This window comes from Shinella sp. HY16 (assembly GCF_028534175.1).
Lineage (GTDB): Bacteria > Pseudomonadota > Alphaproteobacteria > Rhizobiales > Rhizobiaceae > Shinella.
Window position 1 is genome coordinate 22,909 of record NZ_JAHYXL010000006.1, and the last position, 16,822, is coordinate 39,730.

The following is a 16,822-nucleotide window of genomic DNA, read 5'->3' on the forward strand; positions in this document are numbered from 1 at the left end:
GGCGCGGCGAAAGGGAGGTCTTGCCGCGCCCGGCGCGAAATCTAACCGCGCGGGATCACGCGTGGGAAGCTTTTCGCGCAATCAGGGCGACGGCCGCCTCGGCGATGGCGGCGGGCGACATGCCGAACTCGTCGAGCAGGAACTCGGCGGAGCCGGTGGGTGCGAAAATGCCGGGCACGCCGAGGATCTTCATCGGTACGGGCGCTTCCGCCACGACGACTTCGGCGATGGCGGAGCCGAGGCCGCCGAAGGTCGAGTGCTCCTCCGCCGTCAGGATGGCGCCGGTCTCGTGCGCCGCGGCGACCACGGCCTCGACGTCGATCGGCCGGACGGTCGCCATGTTGAGGACACGCGCCTCGATGCCCTGTTCGGCGAGGATGGTGGCGGCCTTTACCATGCGATGGGTCAGCGTGCCATTGGCAATGAGGGTGACGGCATCGCCGTTGCGCAGCAGGTTGGCCTTACCGAGCGCGAAGGTGTGGCCGGCCGGCAGCAGGTCCGGTACGCCGACGCGCGAGAGGCGCAGAAAGACGGGGCCGTCATATTTCGCGGCCCATTCCACGGCGGCGGCGGTCTCGATGGAATCGCAAGGCGCGATGACCGGCAGGTTCGGCAGGACGCGCGTCCAGGCGAAATCCTCGATCGAATGGTGCGTCGGGCCGAGCTCGCCATAGGCCATGCCGGAGGAAATGCCGACGAGCTTCACATTGGCGTTGGAATAGGCGATGTCGGCCTTGATCTGCTCCAGCGAGCGGCCGGTGAGGAAGCAGGCGGCGGCGCAGACGAAGGGCAGCAGACCGCCATTGGCAAGGCCTGCGCCGACGCCGACAAGGTTCTGCTCGGCGATGCCGACATTGACGAGGCGTTCGGGCCACTTGGCCTTGAAGCCGCCGAGCTTGGAAGAGCCGACGGAATCGTTGCAGACGGCCACGACCTTGGGATTGTCGGCGCCGAGGCGCTCCAGCACCGCGACGAAGGCGTCGCGGCAATCGTGAAGCTTAACGGAAGGGGTTACGGCGTTCATCAAAGGGCCTCCGAAAGCTCAGCCACGGCAATTTCGTATTGTTCGGCATTGGGCACCTTGTGGTGCCAGTCGACCTTGTCCTGCATGAAGGAAATGCCGTGGCCCTTGTTTGTGTGGGCGACGATGCAATGCGGGCGAGCCCCTCGTTTTTCCAGCGCTGGAACGATTTCGTCCATGGCATTGCCATTGATCTCGGTGACATCCCAGCGGAAGGCTTCGAGCTTGGCGGGGAAGGGGGCGAGATTGTTGGTGTCCTCAAGCGAAGCACCCTGCTGGAAGCGGTTGTGGTCGATGATCAGCGTCAGGTTGTCGAGGCCGAACTGCGCGGCCGAGGCGATCGCCTCCCAGTTGGAACCTTCCTGCATCTCGCCGTCCCCGGTCAGCACATAGATGCGGTAGGTCGCGCCGGTCAGCTTGGCGGCCTTCGCCATGCCCACCGCGACCGGCAGGCCATGGCCGAGCGGGCCGGTATTGGTCTCGACGCCCGGCACCTTGTTGCAGTTCGGGTGGCCGTTAAGTCGCGAATGCGGCTTCAGGAAGGTCGCGATTTCCTCCTCGGGGATGAAACCGCGCTTGGCGAGCGTGACGTAAAGCGCCAGGGCCACATGTCCCTTCGACAGCACGAACCGGTCGCGATCCGGCCGCTTCGGCTCGTCCGGCGAAACGTTGAGGATGCGAAAATAAAGCGCCGTCAGGATGTCGATGGCGGACATTTCCCCACCGATATGGCCTGCGCCTGCTTCAAACACCGCTTGCAGATCGCGAAGGCGGATCTGGCGAGCGATACGGTCGAGATCGTTCGGATGCATGAAATCCTCATGATGAATAAATATACATTGATAGATATATTTGCACGAGTGGTCTGCAAGTCAAGGAAAAATTCCATCAGTGAGTTCTAAAAAATTCGGGAAGGGCGCCTTGACACACTCCAACGGGATGCGATACGAATTTACACACACTAATGAATATTTATGCTGCAGAGAAAACGCAAGACCGAGAACGGCCGGGAGGAGTGCTCATGGTGGCGGATGTGAAGGAAAGACAGGGCTTCGCAGGCGTGATGCTGCCGTCGCTGCGCGGCGCCACGGGGCCGCTGATCGGCCTCATCGTGCTGTGCCTCTTTCTCACCTTTGCGACGGACAAGTTCCTGTCGGTACGCAACTTCCTCAACGTTCTGGACCAGATCACGGTGCTCGGCGTCATGGCCGTCGGCATGACGATGGTCATCCTGATCGGTGGCATCGACCTTGCGGTCGGCTCGGTCATGGCGCTCGCCATGATGGTGCTGGGTTATCTCAACGTCGTCGCCGGCGTGCCGATGGGGCTTGCCATTCCGCTGGCGCTGGCGGCGGCCGCCTTGAACGGCCTGATCGCCGGGCTTCTGATCACGCGCTTCAACGTGCCGGCCTTCATCGCGACGCTCGCCATGATGTCGATCACCCGCGGCCTTGCCAACATGATCACCGACGGCCAGCAGATCATCGGCTTTCCGGCCTGGTTCAACATGATGGCCATCGTGCGCTTCGGCGGCTTCCTGACGCTCACCGTCGCCGTGATGATCGTCGTCTTCATCGTCGGCCTTCTCTACCAGCGCTACCGCCATGGTGGGCGCGTGCTCTACGCCATCGGCGGCAATGCCGAAGTCGCGCGTCTTGCCGGCATCAATGTCCAGCGCGCCACCGTGCTCGTCTATGTCGTGTGCAGCTTCCTTGCCGGCCTCTCGGGCATGGTGCTCGCCGCCCGGCTCGACTCCGTGCAGCCTTCCTCGGGCGTCTCCTATGAACTCGACGCCATCGCGGCGGTCGTCATCGGCGGCACTTCGCTTTCGGGCGGCACGGGCGGCATCGGCGGCACCATCATCGGCGTCCTCATCATCGGCGTGCTGCGCAACGGTCTCAACCTGCTCAGCGTCTCGCCCTTCATGCAGCAGGTCATCATCGGCGCCGTCATCGTGCTCGCCGTGACGGCCGAGACCTACCGCAAGCGCAAGTAGGACCGTTCACCCCCGCTGCCGGCGGGGAGGCGAAAACGGCCCGCAATGGTGCGGGCCGGCAAAAGGAAGGCGGCTTCCTGCAGGGGCGGGGGCTGCCGGGCAACCCGGAGGAGAAACCATGAAACTGTCCAAAATGCTGATCGCGGCGAGCGCCGTGTCCGTGCTCGCACTTCCCGCAACCGCCGCCGAGGTCAAGAAGATCGGCCTTGCCGTGCCGAACCTGCAGGCCGACTTCTTCAACCAGATCAAGCTCGGCGTCGAGAAACATGCCAAGGAAAAGGGTATCGAAGTCGTCGTGGTCGATGCCAAGAACGACACCAACACCCAGGTCAGCCAGGTGCAGGACCTGATGACGCAGGACATCAACGCCTTCATCTACATTCCGGCGGGCGCTGCCGCCGCCGCCGTGCCGACCCGCCTTGCCCGCGAGGCCGGCATTCCCGTCATCAACGTCGACCGTACGCCCGAGGGCGCGCCGGGTGATACGTTCATCGCCGGCGAGAGCGTCGAATCCGCCTATGAAGTCTGCAAGTACATCATCGGCAAGGCCGGTGGCGCGGGTAAGATGGCGATCATTCACGGCCAGAAGGGCACGACACCGGAAGTCGACCGCTTCACCGGCTGCAAGCGCGCTATCGATGAGGCCAAGGGTGTCGAGTTGATCGACCAGCAGTGGAGCAACATGTGGTCGGCCGACGAAGGTTTCACGATCGCGCAGAACATGCTGCAGGCCAACCCGGACATCACGATCATCTTCGGCCAGGCCGACGGTCTCGCCATGGGTGCCGCCAAGGCGGTCGACGTCGCCAACCTCTCGGACAAGGTGATCATCGGCGGCTATGACGGCGACGTCTCGGCCCTCGAATACCTCGCCAAGTGCAAGGGCCCGTTCATAGCCACTGCGACGCAGAGCACGCAGAAGATGGGCGTTCTCGCTGTCGAATCCGCGCTCGCCGTCGCCGCAGGCCAGAAGGTCGAGGAGCGCCAGACGCCGAATGCCGTGCTGACGACCTGCGAGAATGCGCCGGAATTCGTCAAGAGCCACCCGTAACCGCAAAGGCAGCAGCGCCATGACGACCCGCTCTCCCATCCTGTCGCTCCGCGGGATTCAGAAATCCTACGGTCCGATCAAGGTTCTTCACGGTGTCGATCTCGACATCCATCCGGGAGAGGTCGTGGCGCTGCTCGGCGAGAACGGTGCCGGGAAATCGACCTTGTCGAACATCATTTCCGGTACCGTTCAACCCTCCGCCGGAGAGATGACCTGGCTCGGCAAGCCCTATGCCCCCGCAAATCCCCGCGCCGCCATGGACGAGGGGGTCGGCATGATTCACCAGGAACTGAAGCTGCTGCCGAAGCTGTCCATTGCCGAGAACGTCTTCGTCGGCCGCTATCCCATGACATCCGGCCGGCTCGACCGCAAGACGATGGAGGACAAGGCGCGCGCCGGCCTCCAGCGCCTTGGCCTCGACGTTTCGCCTGATCGCCTCGTCGAAGGGCTTTCGACCGGAAAACAGCAACTCATCGAAATCGCCAAGGCGCTGACGCTCAATGCGCGCCTGCTCATCCTCGACGAGCCGACCGCGGCGCTCGGCGGCGAGGAGACGCAGGCCCTCTTCCGGCAGATCGAGCGGCTGAAATCCGAAGGCGTCGGCATCATCTACATCTCGCACCGGCTGGAGGAAATCCGCCAGATCACCGATCGTATCGTCGTCATGCGCGACGGCGCCAAGGTGCAGGAATTCGACAGCGGCGACGTGCCGATCCGCACGATCGTCGAGGCCATGGTCGGCCGCTCGCTGGAGCGCATGTTCCCCGCGCTCCCCGTGCCGACGGAGGAGGTGACGCTGGAGGTGCGCAGCCTATCCTCACCGACCAAAGCCTTTCGTGACATCAGTTTCGCCGTCCGCAGGGGCGAGGTTTTCGGCATTGCCGGGCTGATGGGCGCCGGCCGCACCGAGCTTGTGCGTGCCATCACCGGCGCCGATCCGATTTCTGCCGGCGACGTGTTTTTGCATGGCAAGCCGGTGACGCCGCGCTCGCCGATCGATGCGATCCGCAACGGCATCGTCCTCGTGCCGGAGGATCGCAAGCTGCAGGGCGTGGTGCTCGACCATTCGATCGCGGAAAATATCGGCTATGCCAACCTCGGCGAGATCGCGCGCAGCGGCTGGCTCTCCACCCGCCGCATTCGCGAATTCGCCGAGGATTACATCAAGAAATTCGGCGTGAAGGGCCGCGGCGGACAGAATGCCGGTGAACTCTCCGGCGGCAACCAGCAGAAGGTGGTGCTGGCCAAATGGCTGGCGCGCAAGCCGCAGGTGGTGGTGCTGGACGAACCGACGCGCGGCATCGACGTCGGCGCCCGCTCGTCGATCTACGATCTCATCATGGACCTTGCGCGGGAGGGCGTCGCCGTCATCGTGGTCAGTTCCGACCTCGAAGAGGTGCTCGGCGTGTCCAGCCGCATCATGGTCATGGCCCAGGGCAAGCAGGCCGGCATCCTGAACCGCGAGGACGCGAACGACGTCTCGGTCATGGAACTGGCAACGATTTGAACAAGGAAGCATTCATGTCCGACATCACGCTCAACGCGCCGAAACTGTTCGATCTCTCCGGCAATGTCGCCTTCGTGACCGGCGCCGGCAGCGGCATCGGCCAGCGCATCGCCATCGGCCTCGCCCAGTGCGGCGCCGATGTCGCGCTGCTCGACCGGCGCACCGACGACGGCCTCGCCCGGACGGCCGACTTCATCGCCCGGGCCGGACGCCGCAGCATCCAGATCGCCGCCGATGTCACCAGCGGCGCGGCGCTCGCCGAGGCGGTCGCCCGCACCGAAGCGGAACTCGGCTCCCTGACGCTCGCCGTCAATGCGGCCGGCATCGCCAACGCCAATCCGGCGGAGGAGATGGCGGAAGACCAGTTCCAGACGATGATGGACATCAACCTGAAGGGCGTTTTCCTCTCCTGCCAGGCCGAAGCCCGTGCCATGTTGAAGACCGGCCGCGGCGCGATCGTCAATATCGCCTCGATGTCCGGTGTCATCGTCAACCGCGGCCTCAGCCAGTGCCACTACAATGCCTCCAAGGCCGGCGTCATCCACATGACCAAGTCGATGGCGATGGAATGGGTCGGCCGCGGCATCCGCGTCAACACGATCAGCCCGGGCTACACCGCGACGCCGATGAACACCCGGCCGGAAATGGTGCACCAGACGAAACTCTTCGAGGAACAGACGCCGATGCAGCGCATGGCAGCTGTCGACGAGATGGTCGGCCCGGCCGTCTTCCTCCTCTCGGAGGCCGCGAGCTTCGTCACCGGCGTCGACCTCCTCGTCGACGGCGGCTTCTGCTGCTGGTAGCCGTCGGGAATTCTGCGCGGCCGGCGATGCCGGCCCTTGCATTCCTCCACCAGAATTCCCTATTTACGCCTGTTCTCAGGGCGGGGTGAAACTCCCCACCGGCGGTATCCGGAGCGATCCGGGAGCCCGCGAGCGCTTCCGTTGACGCGGAAGGTCAGCAGATCCGGTGCGATGCCGGGGCCGACGGTCACAGTCCGGATGGAAGAGGACATGTCTGCGGAACCGTCCTTCACCCGGGCGGTCGCGGGCCTGTTCGCCCAAGGGATTGAAACGCCGGCATCGGCAACCCTTGAAAGGCAATGAAATGGCACTCTCGAAAATTGAAGACGCAATCGCGGCCTTTGCGCGCGGCGGCATGATTGTCGTCGTGGATGACGAAAACCGGGAAAACGAGGGCGATATCATCGTGGCCGCGGATGCGGTGACCCCGGAGGCGATCGCCTTCATGATGAAACACGCCCGCGGGCTGATCTGCGTGGCGATGGAAGGCGAGCGGCTCGATGCGCTCGACATCCCGCTGATGGTTCCGCAGAACACGGAATATCTTCATACGGCCTTCACCGTCTCCGTCGATTACCTTCCCGCCACGACGACCGGAATTTCGGCCGCCGATCGCGCGGCAACCGTCAAGGCGCTCATGGACCCCGCGAGCCGGTCGGAAGACTTCGCCCGTCCGGGCCACATCTTTCCCCTGCGCGCGCATCCGCGTGGGGTGCGCGGCCGTCCGGGCCACACGGAAGCTGCGGTCGATCTCGCGCGCCTTGCCGGCAGGAGCCCGTCGGGCGTGATCTGCGAGGTTGCCAACGATGATGGCACGATGGCCCGTCTGCCCGAACTGATCGATTTCGCGGCCATCCACCAGCTGCCGTTGATCAGCATCGAGGATCTCATCGCCCATGTCGCCGCCCGTGACGGCAACATGCCTGCCGTCGCCGCATAACGATCAGGTCAAGGACCATGCCGCTGCGCGTGAGTTCGGCGGCATGGGCGTGGCAGTTCCGTCAATCCGTTGCGGCGATGTCGTTCGCGGTGTGCAGGAAGGTCTGGAACTGCTCCTCCGGCACGAAGGCGCCGCCCGTGGTCCAGATGATGTGGGTGGCCCCGGTTAGATGGTCGCCGATCCGCTGATATGCGCAGAAGTCCTTGCCCGCCGGATGTTTCACGATGAAATCCGGGCCGGCAAAGCCGGCGGCGGCGGAGGGTTCGAGGCGCAGGTTCTGGCTTTGGTGGGCGCTGAGGAGCCAGCGGAAGAGGGATGCGTCGTCGACGGTGAAGATGCCGGCCAGCATGCGGCGCATGACGGTGGCGACGAAGGCCGACATGCGGGCGACGGCCATGCCGTCCGCTTCCGTTCTGTTGGTCAGGCCGACATCGTAGACCGAGACAAGATCTTCGGAACCGCTCATGAGATGGACCAGCGCACAGGGCGACTGAACCGGCTCCACGAAGAAGCAGTGCACATTGTCCCCGAAGACCTTCTTTGCACCATAGGCGACGCCGCCCGGTGCGCCGCCGATGCCGCAGGGCAGGTAGAGGAACAGCGGATGGTCGGCATCGACGACGATGCCGCGGGCCTGAAGCTGTTCGGCGAGTTCCAGCGCGGCGACGCTGTAGCCGAGGAAAAGGTGCCGGGATTGCTCATCGTCGACGAAATAGATCGTCGGGTCACTCTCGGCGGCGATGCGGGCATTTTCCACCGCGGTCGTATAGTCGGCATCGTGCCGGACAACCTCGACGCCGAGCCGCGTCAGCCGTTCCACCTTCCAGGCCTTGGCATCGGCGGACATATGCACCGTCGCCCTGAAGCCGAGGGCGCGGGCCGCGACGCCCACGCTGAGCCCGAGATTGCCGGTGCTGCCGACGGCGATGGTGTAGCGGGAAAAGAAGGCTTTCGCGTCCGGCGCGGCAAGGCGCCGGATGTCTTCATCCGCCATCAGCAGACCCTCGCGCCGGGCCAACAGTTCGGCAAACAGGAAGACCTCGTAGACGCCGCCGCGCGCCTTGATCGACCCGGCGACGGGAAGGGCGCTGTCCGCCTTGACGAGAAGGGTGCCGAATTGCGCGTCGTCATAGTCCAGCGCCTTGCGCATGGCCTCCAGCGGCACGAGATCGGAGCGGATTTCGCCCCGCGTTGCCTTCAGGTCGGGAAAGCAGGTTTCCAGTAGCGGCGCCAGCCGCCGCCAGTTTTCCTGCGCCTCGTCCACATCCGATGGCTGCACGGGAAGCGTCGCATCCGCGATTGCGTTTTCGGTGTAGTGCGGGTTCGTCCAGAGCGTCGGGCGTCCCGCCAGCACATCGGAACGGGCGGGATTATCAGGAAGGTGGATGGCCATGTCGTGATCCTGCGTCGGGGAAGGCGCGCGCCGCGCCATTGGCTTGCCGGTCTTCGGGGCGTTGCGATAGCCGCGGCGACAACGGCCTGGCAAGGCGTGCGCCGGCGGCGATGTCTTTCATGGGCCGCAGTGGTGGACCCTATCCCATGCGCTCGGAGGCATAGGAGCCCGGCGAGGGCGGGAAGACGATGGTCCGGTTGCCATTGAGGAAGACGCGACCGTGGATATGGGCGTGGATGGCGCGGGCGAGCACCTGGCTCTCCACGTCGCGGCCGAGGCTGACATAGTCTTCGGCGCTCTGGGCATGCGTCACGCGCACCGTGTCCTGCTCGATGATCGGGCCTTCGTCAAGGTCGGCGGTTACGTAGTGCGAGGTCGCGCCGATCAGCTTCACGCCGCGCTCGAAGGCCTGTTTGTAAGGGTTGGCGCCCTTGAAGGACGGGAGGAAGGAGTGGTGGATGTTGATGATCCGGCCCGACATGGTCCGGCACATCTCGTCCGAGAGCACCTGCATATAGCGGGCGAGCACGATGAGCTCGGCGCCCGTCTCCTCGACGACGCGCATCTGCTCGGCCTCGGCCTCCGGTTTGTTCTCCCTCGTCACCTTGATGTGGTGGAAGGGAATATCGTGGTTCACGACCACCTTCTGGTAATCGAAATGGTTGGAGATGACGCCGACGATGTCGATCGGCAGGGCGCCGATGCGCCAGCGGTAGAGCAGGTCGTTGAGGCAATGGCCGAAGCGCGAGACCATCAGGACGACCTTGCGCTTGGTCGTCTCGTCGAAGAATTCGGCATCCGCCTGATAGGTTGCGGCAATCTCGGCAAAGCCCTCGCGCAGGTCTTCCAGCGTGCGGCCCTCTTCGGATTGGAAGCTGACGCGCATGAAGTAGCGGCCGGTGCTCTTGTCGTCGAACTGGGCGCTGTCGGAGATGTTGCAGCCGTTGGCGGAGAGGTAGGTCGCGATGGCCGCGGTCACGCCGCGGATCGAGGGGCAGGCGACGCGCAGGGCATAGCGGTTGGAAAGAGCGGACATTGGCGATCCTTTCGGGTCGATCAGTCGATGGCGACGGAGTGCTGGCGGCTGAAGGCCGTGAGCGTGTTGGAAAGCAGGCAGGCGATGGTCATGGGTCCGACGCCGCCCGGAACGGGCGTGATCGCGCCGGCGGCACGGCGGGCCTCCTCGAAGGCGACATCGCCGACGATGCGCGACTTGCCGTCGATCTCCACCCGGTTGATGCCGACGTCGATGACGGTGGCGCCCGGCTTGATCCAGTCGCCGCGCACGAGGCCCGGCCGCCCGGCTGCGACGACGAGAATATCCGCGGCGCGGCAGAGCTCCGGGGTGTTCCGCGTGCGCGAATGGGCGATCGTCACCGTGCAGTTTTCCGAAAGCAGCAGCTGCGCCATCGGCTTGCCGACGATGTTCGACTTGCCGACCACCACGGCATGCAGGCCGGAAAGGTCGCCGCCGAGCCGATCTTTCAGCAGCATGAGGCAGCCGAGCGGAGTGCAGGGCACCAGCGCCGACTGGCCCGTGGAAAGGCGTCCTGCATTGGAAACGTGGAAGCCGTCGACATCCTTGTCAGGGTTGATGCCCTGGATAATGGCGTTGGCGTCGAGATGAGCGGGCAGGGGTAGCTGGACGAGGATGCCGTGCACGGCAGGATCGACGTTGAGCCGGCCGATGAGCGCCATCAGTTCGTCCTGCGTCGTGTCGGCCGGAAGTTCGTGCTTGAAGGAATTCATGCCGGCGGCGGCCGTCTGGCGATGTTTCGAGCCGACATAGACGGCGCTGGCGGGATCGCTGCCGACGAGCACCACGGCGAGCCCCGGCACGGTGCCGGTGGCAGTCTTCAGCCGGGCAACTTTCGCCGCAACATCGTCCAGCAGGCCGGCCGCGAACATCCTGCCGTCGATGATCGCCCCGCCGGCAACTCTATCCATTCCCATGACGCTCCCTTTCGCATCCCCAAGGCCCGGCCGCGGGCCGGAAGGAGAGCCGCGCGTAGCGCGGCCCTTTTCGGTTCGGATTTCGTGCGCTTAGTGTGCGTAGACCGGGAAGGCCGCCGTCAGTCTGGCCACCTTGGCCTTGGCGCCGTCAACAACCTCGTCCGCCGTGCCGGCAGCTTCCGCCTCGATGAGGTCGGCGATGATGGTGCCGAGCGTGCGGAACTCCTCTTCCTTCATGCCGCGGGTGGTGGCGGCGGAGACGCCGAGCCGCATGCCGACCCATTCCGGCGGGCGCGGGCTGTCGCCCGGGATCGGGTTCTTGTTGGCGGTGATGTTGGCACGCGACAGAAGATCTTCCGCCTGCTTGCCGATCAGGCCCTTGCTCGAGAGGTCGACCAGCACGATGTGGGTGTCCGTGCCGCCGGAGACGATGCGCACGCCGCGGTCGATCAGGGTCTCGGCAAGCGCGCGGGCATTGGCCTTGACCTGCGCGGCGTAGACCTTGAAGTCGTCCTGCAGCGCTTCGCCGAGGCAGACGGCCTTGGCGGCGAGCACGTTGCTGTGCAGCGAGCCCTGGACGCCCGGGAACACGGCGGCTTGCAGCTTCTTGAACCAGGCCTCGTTGTTGGTGAGGATCAGGCCGCCGCGGGGCCCGCGCAGCGTCTTGGTCGTGGTGCAGGTGACGATATCGGCATGCGGGAACGGCGAGGGGTGGGCGCCGCCCGCGACGAGGCCGGCAATATGCGCCATGTCGACCAGGAACCATGCGCCGACTTTCTTGGCGATCCTGCCCATGCGTTCGAAGTCGAGTTCGCGCGGATAGGCCGAACCGCCGGTGATGAGCAGCGTCGGGCGAACCTCTTCGGCGATACGCTCCAGCGCGTCATAGTCGATGACCTCGGTTTCCGGGTCCACATTGTAGTTGTGCGATTCGAACCAGCGGCCCGACAGGTTGCCCTTCATGCCGTGCGAGAGGTGGCCGCCGGCGGCGAGATCGAGCGAAAGAACCTTGTCGCCCGGCTTCAGCAGCAGGAAGAAGACGGCGAGGTTGGCCTGCGTGCCCGAATGGGGCTGGACGTTGGCATAGGCGCAGCCGAAGAGCTGCTTGGCGCGGTCGATTGCCGCCTGCTCGACGACGTCGACGAACTGCCCGCCGCCGTGGAAGCGGTTGCCGGGATAGCCTTCCAGTGTCTTGTTGGTCATCTCGTGGCCGAGAGCGTCGAGCACGGCGCGGCTGACGATATTCTCGGATGCGATGAGCTCGATCTGGTCCTGCTGGCGCTTGCGCTCGTTGTCGATGGCACCGGCGACGAGCGGGTCGCGCTCGTGAACGGGGGCGTTGAAATAGGCTTTCGTCTGTTCGGTCATGACCTGTCTCCACAAGAGGGTATGAGGGCTTGGAGAAAGGCTAGCCATGGCTTCGATCCAGAAAAAGTTAATAATATTTGCACATGCGTTCTGATTTGCTAATCATTCTTCCCTCGACATGAGGAGGAATGAATGGACCTTGCCCGCTTGCGCGCCCTGCGCGAACTGTCGATCCGCAAGACCATGGCCGCGGTGGCCGAGGCGCTCTATGTCTCCCCGTCCGCCGTCTCGCAGCAGATCGCGTTGCTGGAACAGGAGGTCGGCATCGACCTCATCGAGCGGCGGGGCCGCGGCGTCGAGCTGACGCCGGCCGGAAAGCAGCTTGTCGAACGGGCGGAGCGGATCCTCATCGAGCTCGAATCAGCCCGAGCCGACATCGCCGAGCTGAAGAAGGTGATTGCCGGCGAGCTGCGGGTGGCAGCCTTTCCCTCTGTCGCTGCGGCGGTGGTGGCGGGGGCGATCCAGGGCCTCCATCGGCTCCATCCGCATCTGACGGTGCAGTTCGACGAGATGGAACCCGCCGAGAGCCTTGCGGCCCTGCGCAGCTGGCAGACGGACATCGCGATCGTTGACGATCTCAACGTGCCCGCCGGCGCCGTTGATCCGAACATCGAAACGATCCCGCTGATGGAGGACGTCTTCAATGTGATGGTGTCCCAGACCCATCCGCTGGCCGAGCAGCCGACCGTCATGTTGCACCAGCTGCGCGACGAGCGCTGGGCGCTCGATACCGCCTCCTCGACCTATAACCGCATGATCACGGATGCGTGCCAGGAGGCCGGCTTCACGCCCAACATCGTCGCCCGCTGCAAGGGGTTCGAGGTGACGATCGCGCTGATCCGGGAAGGTTATGGCATCTCGATCCTGCCGGGCCTTCGGGCGAGCTATGACCTCGAGGACGTCTGGGTCTGCAAGGTCGAGCCGGAGATCCGCCGCAAGATCTCGCTGGCCTTCCGCAAGGGGGAGAAACGCAGCCCCGCCGTTCAGGCCTTCATCGCGGAAATCAACGCGCGGATCGGTTCTCGTCGCCGGCTCCCCACGGGCAAGAACGAAGCGCCGATTGCGCTCGACGCGGGCTCCGAAGGCAATGCCGACGATTAAAATCAAACAGTTTTGCTAAATAGTACGTAAAGCAGAATTAAGTAGACCTGAACAAATCGTGTTCCTATCGTCCCCCTGTCGATTGATATGGGTTCGCAGCTTGTCTACCAAACGGCGGACTTAGGCCAATGGCGGGAACAATCGCTACAGAACGGCAAGAGCCGCTGTTGCCCTATCGCCCAAATCAGCTCTCGGCATGAGAACCGGGCTCTGCACCAGCGTGCAGGGCGCTCGCGATATTCACAGGGGACTGCAATGAAACTGATCAAGCTTCTCACGGCCGGCGTGTTTGCCGGTCTCGCCGTTACCGCAGGTCACGCGTCGGCGTCCGTCCTCGACACGGTCAAGCAGCGCGGCACGCTGAACTGCGGCACGGACAACACCGCGCCCGGTTTCGGTTACCTCAACACCACGACGGGCCAGATGGAAGGCCTCGACGTCGACTTCTGCCGCGCCGTCGCCGCCGCGGTCCTCGGCGATGCATCGAAGGTCAAGTTCGTCACGGTCACCGACAAGAGCCGCTTCGATGCGGTCCTCACCAACCAGGTCGATGTCGTCTTCGCGCACACCACCATCAAGCCGGCGCGCGAATCCTCCATCGCCATCGATTTCCTGCCGGTCAATTTCTACGACGGCACGGGCGTCATGGTGAAGACGGAGTCGGGCGTGAAGGAATTTGCCGATCTCGACGGCGCCACCTTCTGCACGACACAGGGCTCGGTAACCGAAACGGTCCTCACCAGCGCCTTCAAGGCACGCGGCTGGGAAGGCTCCAAGGTTCTGACCTACGAGAACCTTGAAAAGCTCTTCGCCGCCCTCAATTCCGGCCGCTGCAACGCGATGAGCACGGACAAGTCGGCGCTTGCCGCCTGGGCTGGCAACGCGCCGAAGCCGGCCGATTATCTGATCCTGCCCGACACGCTCGACAAGTCGCCCTTCGGCGGTTTCGTCGCGGCCAATGATTCCAAGTGGCGCAACGCGCTGCGCTGGGTCACCTACGGCCTGTTCCAGGCAGAGGAATCCGGGATCACGCAGGCCAATCTCGAAGAGAAGCAGAAGAGCGAGGACCCGTTCGTCCAGAAGTTCCTCGGCGTCGGTGGTGGTTACGGCAAGGACTTCGGCCTTTCCGACGACTTCGTCGCGCAGGCGGTCAAGGCCGTCGGCAACTATGGCGAGGTCTATGCGCGCAATCTCGGCCCGGACACCCGGATGTTCCTCGACCGCAAGGGCACGCCGAATGCCCTGTGGACCGAAGGCGGCGCCATCTACTCGCCCCTCTGGAACTGATCCCTTCCTGACCGGCCCGGGGCGGCATCACGCCCCGGGCCTCCAATCGGTTCTGGTATTTCGACATGACTGTGCACCAAGCGAACGTGGCCGGTAACGCGGCCGACGACGATCTCCCGGCTCGCCGCCGCCGCAACCGGATCCGGTACAATGCCACCCAGTCCGCCATTGTTGCGGCGGCCATCGTCCTCGTGGTCCTCTTTGCCTTTGCCGTGAAGGAAGGGCTGGCCCGGCACGGGATCAGGTTCAGCTTTTCCTTCCTCTGGGATGCCGCGGCTTTCGATATCAGCGAAGGCAAGACGGTTGCCCTCGAGGACGGTGTCTGGCCGACGTTCCTGACCTTCACGCCGGATCACCTGATCGCCCAGGCCTTCGTCACCGGTATCTTCAACACGGTCAAGGTGGCCGTGTTCGCCATCCTTCTCAGCACCGTGCTCGGAACGCTGCTCGGCGTCGGCCGGCTCTCGACCAACTGGGTGGTGCGCAACCTCTCCTTCTGGTGCGTGGAGTTCGTGCGCAACACGCCGCTGCTGATCCAGATCGTCTTCTGGTATTTCGCCGTCGTCCTGCATTTCCCGCCGATCGCCGCTGCCGCGAAATTCTACGGCGTCGTGATCAGCCAGCAGGGTCTCTATTTTCCGGTTCCCGTCTGGCAGGGGGGCGACTCGGTCCTCGCCATCGCAGCCGCAACGGCATTCTGGGTCGCCATCCTCGGCGTTCTGTTCGATCGCCATGGTACAGTCCGGTGGGTCTGCGCCGGTGCCGTCGTCCTGCTTGGCGGAGTGATGTTTGCCACGGGCATCGTCGGTCTCGACGTTCCCATCGCCTCGAAATTCCAGGCTCGCGGCGGTACAGGCATGAGCCCGGAAATGGCCGCGCTGCTGCTTGCCATCGTCGTCAACAGCGCGTCCTACATCGCGGAAATCGTGCGCGGCGCCATCGACGCGCTGCCGAAGGGGCAATGGGAGGCGGCCGCTTCCCTCAGTCTGACGCGCCGCGACACGGTCAACGACATCATCCTGCCGCAGGTCTTCCGCGTCGTGCTCCCGTCCTTCGGCAACCAGTATATCAGCCTCACGAAGAACACCGCCCTCGGCATCGCCATCGGATATCCCGAGCTGTTCAACATCTACGGCACCATCGCGAACCAGACCGGTCACAGCCTCGAAGGCATCGTCATCGTGATGGCGTCCTACCTCATCCTCAGCTGGGCCATCAGCGCCGCCGTCGGCTGGGCCGACCGCCGCATGACGAGACACGGAGCGTCGCGATGATCGCCAAATCCCTGAAATGGTCGCGGCACAACCTGTTCGCCAAGCCGTTCGATATTCTCCTGTCCCTGACTGTCATTCCCGGGGTGCTCTGGCTTTTCTGGCAGATTGCCAGCTGGGCGTTGACGGTGGCGCAGTGGGACATCATTCCGCAAAGCCTGCGCGTCCTGATGATCGGCATCTTCCCGGTGGATCAGGTGTGGCGCACCTGGGTCGCAGCCATGATCATCGCCGCCCTGCTGGGCGCGGCGTTGGGCTGTGTCTTCGCGTTCCGCGGGCGGCATGCCGGCGGCCTTCTCCTCGTGGTGGCGGCTGCGCTGGTCCTTACGGGGACGAACGATCTTGCGAACGTCCTGCTCGTTTCCGCGCTGGTCGTTGTCTTCGGGCTGTCCTGGGCGCTGATTTCCCGCGTTCCGGCGGTGCGCAAGGGGCTCGTGCCGGCAAGCTTCGTCGGGTTGATTGCGATCTTCGCCGTGATGGCACCGCCCGGCGCCGGCCTGTGGGGCGGCCTGCTGCTCAGCATCCTGTTGACGCTCGTCACAGCGATCGTGACCCTGCCGATCGGCATCCTGCTCGCCTTCGGCCGTCGCAGCCGCTTTTCCAGCGTGCGCTGGATCTGCACGGCTTATGTCGAGGTGATGCGCTCGGTCCCGCTCATCATGGTCGTCTACTGGATCTGGATCCTGATGCCCGTGCTGACGCCGCAGCTCAATCTGGCGGATGTGGTCCGCGGCATGATCGGCTTCACGCTGTTCTACTCCGCCTATGTCGCCGAATATGTCCGCAGCGGCCTGCAGGCCGTGCCGCGCGGGCAGACGGAAGCCGCCCGTTCGCTCGGCATGAGCGAGTTCGACATCAACCGCTCGATCGTCCTGCCGCAGGCCCTTCGCGTGGTGGTCCCGCCGCTCGTCGGCAACGTGCTCGACATCTTCAACACGGCGCCGCTGGTCTTCATCATCGGCCTTACGGATTTCCTGCGTGCCGGCCAGATGATCCTCGCCAACCCGCAATATGGCGACCGCACCTATGAAGTCTATTCGTTCCTGTTCCTGACCTATTTCCTCGTCGGATCCCTGATCACCTTCGCCGCCCGCAAGCTCGAGAAGCATCTTGCAAGGGGCGGCCGATGAG

15 protein-coding genes and 1 riboswitch are annotated in these 16,822 nt (G+C 64.4%); of the genes, 9 read left to right on the forward strand and 6 right to left on the reverse strand.

All coding sequences use genetic code 11. The features are described from left to right. Positions 1–55: 55 nt before the first annotated feature. Both K0P03_RS31805 and K0P03_RS31810 read right to left on the reverse strand, forming a co-directional pair. Positions 56–1,024 (reverse strand): transketolase family protein, encoded by a 969-nt coding sequence (locus K0P03_RS31805; RefSeq protein ID WP_272791752.1) that lies wholly within the window; start codon positions 1,022–1,024, stop codon positions 56–58. Beyond that, positions 1,024–1,833, reverse strand: a complete 810-nt coding sequence (locus tag K0P03_RS31810) for a transketolase (protein WP_272791753.1) — start codon at positions 1,831–1,833, stop codon at positions 1,024–1,026. The genes K0P03_RS31805 and K0P03_RS31810 overlap by 1 nt, the downstream gene beginning before the upstream one ends. Positions 1,834–2,042: 209 nt before the next feature. Here K0P03_RS31810 and K0P03_RS31815 point away from each other — a divergent pair, with 209 nt between their 5' ends. The 5 genes from K0P03_RS31815 (at position 2,043) to ribB (ending at position 7,318) form a co-directional block, all read left to right on the forward strand. Continuing rightward, positions 2,043–3,017: an ABC transporter permease gene (locus tag K0P03_RS31815; protein WP_023517410.1), complete on the forward strand. Its 975-nt coding sequence runs from the start codon at positions 2,043–2,045 to the stop codon at positions 3,015–3,017. Positions 3,018–3,135: 118 nt separating this feature from the next. Next, positions 3,136–4,068 (forward strand): substrate-binding domain-containing protein, encoded by a 933-nt coding sequence (locus K0P03_RS31820; RefSeq protein ID WP_024270639.1) that lies wholly within the window; start codon positions 3,136–3,138, stop codon positions 4,066–4,068. 19 nt (positions 4,069–4,087) lie between these two features. Beyond that, positions 4,088–5,575, forward strand: a complete 1,488-nt coding sequence (locus K0P03_RS31825) for a sugar ABC transporter ATP-binding protein (RefSeq protein ID WP_272791754.1) — start codon at positions 4,088–4,090, stop codon at positions 5,573–5,575. Between the two features lie 14 nt (positions 5,576–5,589). Next, positions 5,590–6,378: an SDR family oxidoreductase gene (locus K0P03_RS31830; RefSeq protein WP_272791755.1), complete on the forward strand. Its 789-nt coding sequence runs from the start codon at positions 5,590–5,592 to the stop codon at positions 6,376–6,378. A 67-nt stretch (positions 6,379–6,445) separates the two neighbouring features. Then, positions 6,446–6,592, forward strand: a riboswitch (FMN riboswitch). 90 nt (positions 6,593–6,682) lie between these two features. Then, positions 6,683–7,318 (forward strand): 3,4-dihydroxy-2-butanone-4-phosphate synthase, encoded by a 636-nt coding sequence (ribB, locus tag K0P03_RS31835; RefSeq protein WP_272791756.1) that lies wholly within the window; start codon positions 6,683–6,685, stop codon positions 7,316–7,318. Positions 7,319–7,379: 61 nt separating this feature from the next. Here ribB and K0P03_RS31840 read toward each other — a convergent pair whose 3' ends face one another. The 4 genes from K0P03_RS31840 to glyA all read right to left on the reverse strand — a co-directional run bounded on the left by K0P03_RS31840 (position 7,380) and on the right by glyA (position 12,032). Beyond that, positions 7,380–8,711, reverse strand: coding sequence for a D-serine ammonia-lyase (locus K0P03_RS31840; RefSeq protein ID WP_272791757.1), 1,332 nt, complete (start codon positions 8,709–8,711; stop codon positions 7,380–7,382). 139 nt (positions 8,712–8,850) lie between these two features. Continuing rightward, a complete protein-coding gene (purU, locus tag K0P03_RS31845) occupies positions 8,851–9,747 on the reverse strand; it encodes a formyltetrahydrofolate deformylase (RefSeq protein WP_272791758.1) in 897 nt (298 codons plus the stop codon). A gap of 20 nt (positions 9,748–9,767) precedes the next feature. Next, on the reverse strand, positions 9,768–10,664 hold the full coding sequence (folD, locus tag K0P03_RS31850) for a bifunctional methylenetetrahydrofolate dehydrogenase/methenyltetrahydrofolate cyclohydrolase FolD (RefSeq protein WP_272791759.1): 897 nt from the start codon (positions 10,662–10,664) through the stop codon (positions 9,768–9,770). 90 nt (positions 10,665–10,754) lie between these two features. After that, positions 10,755–12,032 (reverse strand): serine hydroxymethyltransferase, encoded by a 1,278-nt coding sequence (glyA, locus tag K0P03_RS31855; RefSeq protein ID WP_023516285.1) that lies wholly within the window; start codon positions 12,030–12,032, stop codon positions 10,755–10,757. Positions 12,033–12,164: 132 nt separating this feature from the next. On the opposite strand from glyA, the gene K0P03_RS31860 reads away from it, so the two are divergent. The 4 genes from K0P03_RS31860 (at position 12,165) to K0P03_RS31875 (ending at position 16,821) form a co-directional block, all read left to right on the forward strand. Continuing rightward, positions 12,165–13,133: a LysR family transcriptional regulator gene (locus K0P03_RS31860; protein WP_272791760.1), complete on the forward strand. Its 969-nt coding sequence runs from the start codon at positions 12,165–12,167 to the stop codon at positions 13,131–13,133. Positions 13,134–13,388: 255 nt separating this feature from the next. Further along, on the forward strand, positions 13,389–14,420 hold the full coding sequence (locus tag K0P03_RS31865; RefSeq protein WP_050745151.1) for a transporter substrate-binding domain-containing protein: 1,032 nt from the start codon (positions 13,389–13,391) through the stop codon (positions 14,418–14,420). A gap of 65 nt (positions 14,421–14,485) precedes the next feature. Next, the gene (locus K0P03_RS31870) at positions 14,486–15,694 is read left to right on the forward strand and encodes an ABC transporter permease subunit (protein ID WP_272791761.1); all 1,209 of its coding nucleotides are present in this window, start codon (positions 14,486–14,488) and stop codon (positions 15,692–15,694) included. Continuing rightward, positions 15,691–16,821: an amino acid ABC transporter permease gene (locus K0P03_RS31875; protein WP_272791762.1), complete on the forward strand. Its 1,131-nt coding sequence runs from the start codon at positions 15,691–15,693 to the stop codon at positions 16,819–16,821. The genes K0P03_RS31870 and K0P03_RS31875 overlap by 4 nt, the downstream gene beginning before the upstream one ends. Position 16,822: the final 1 nt, after the last annotated feature.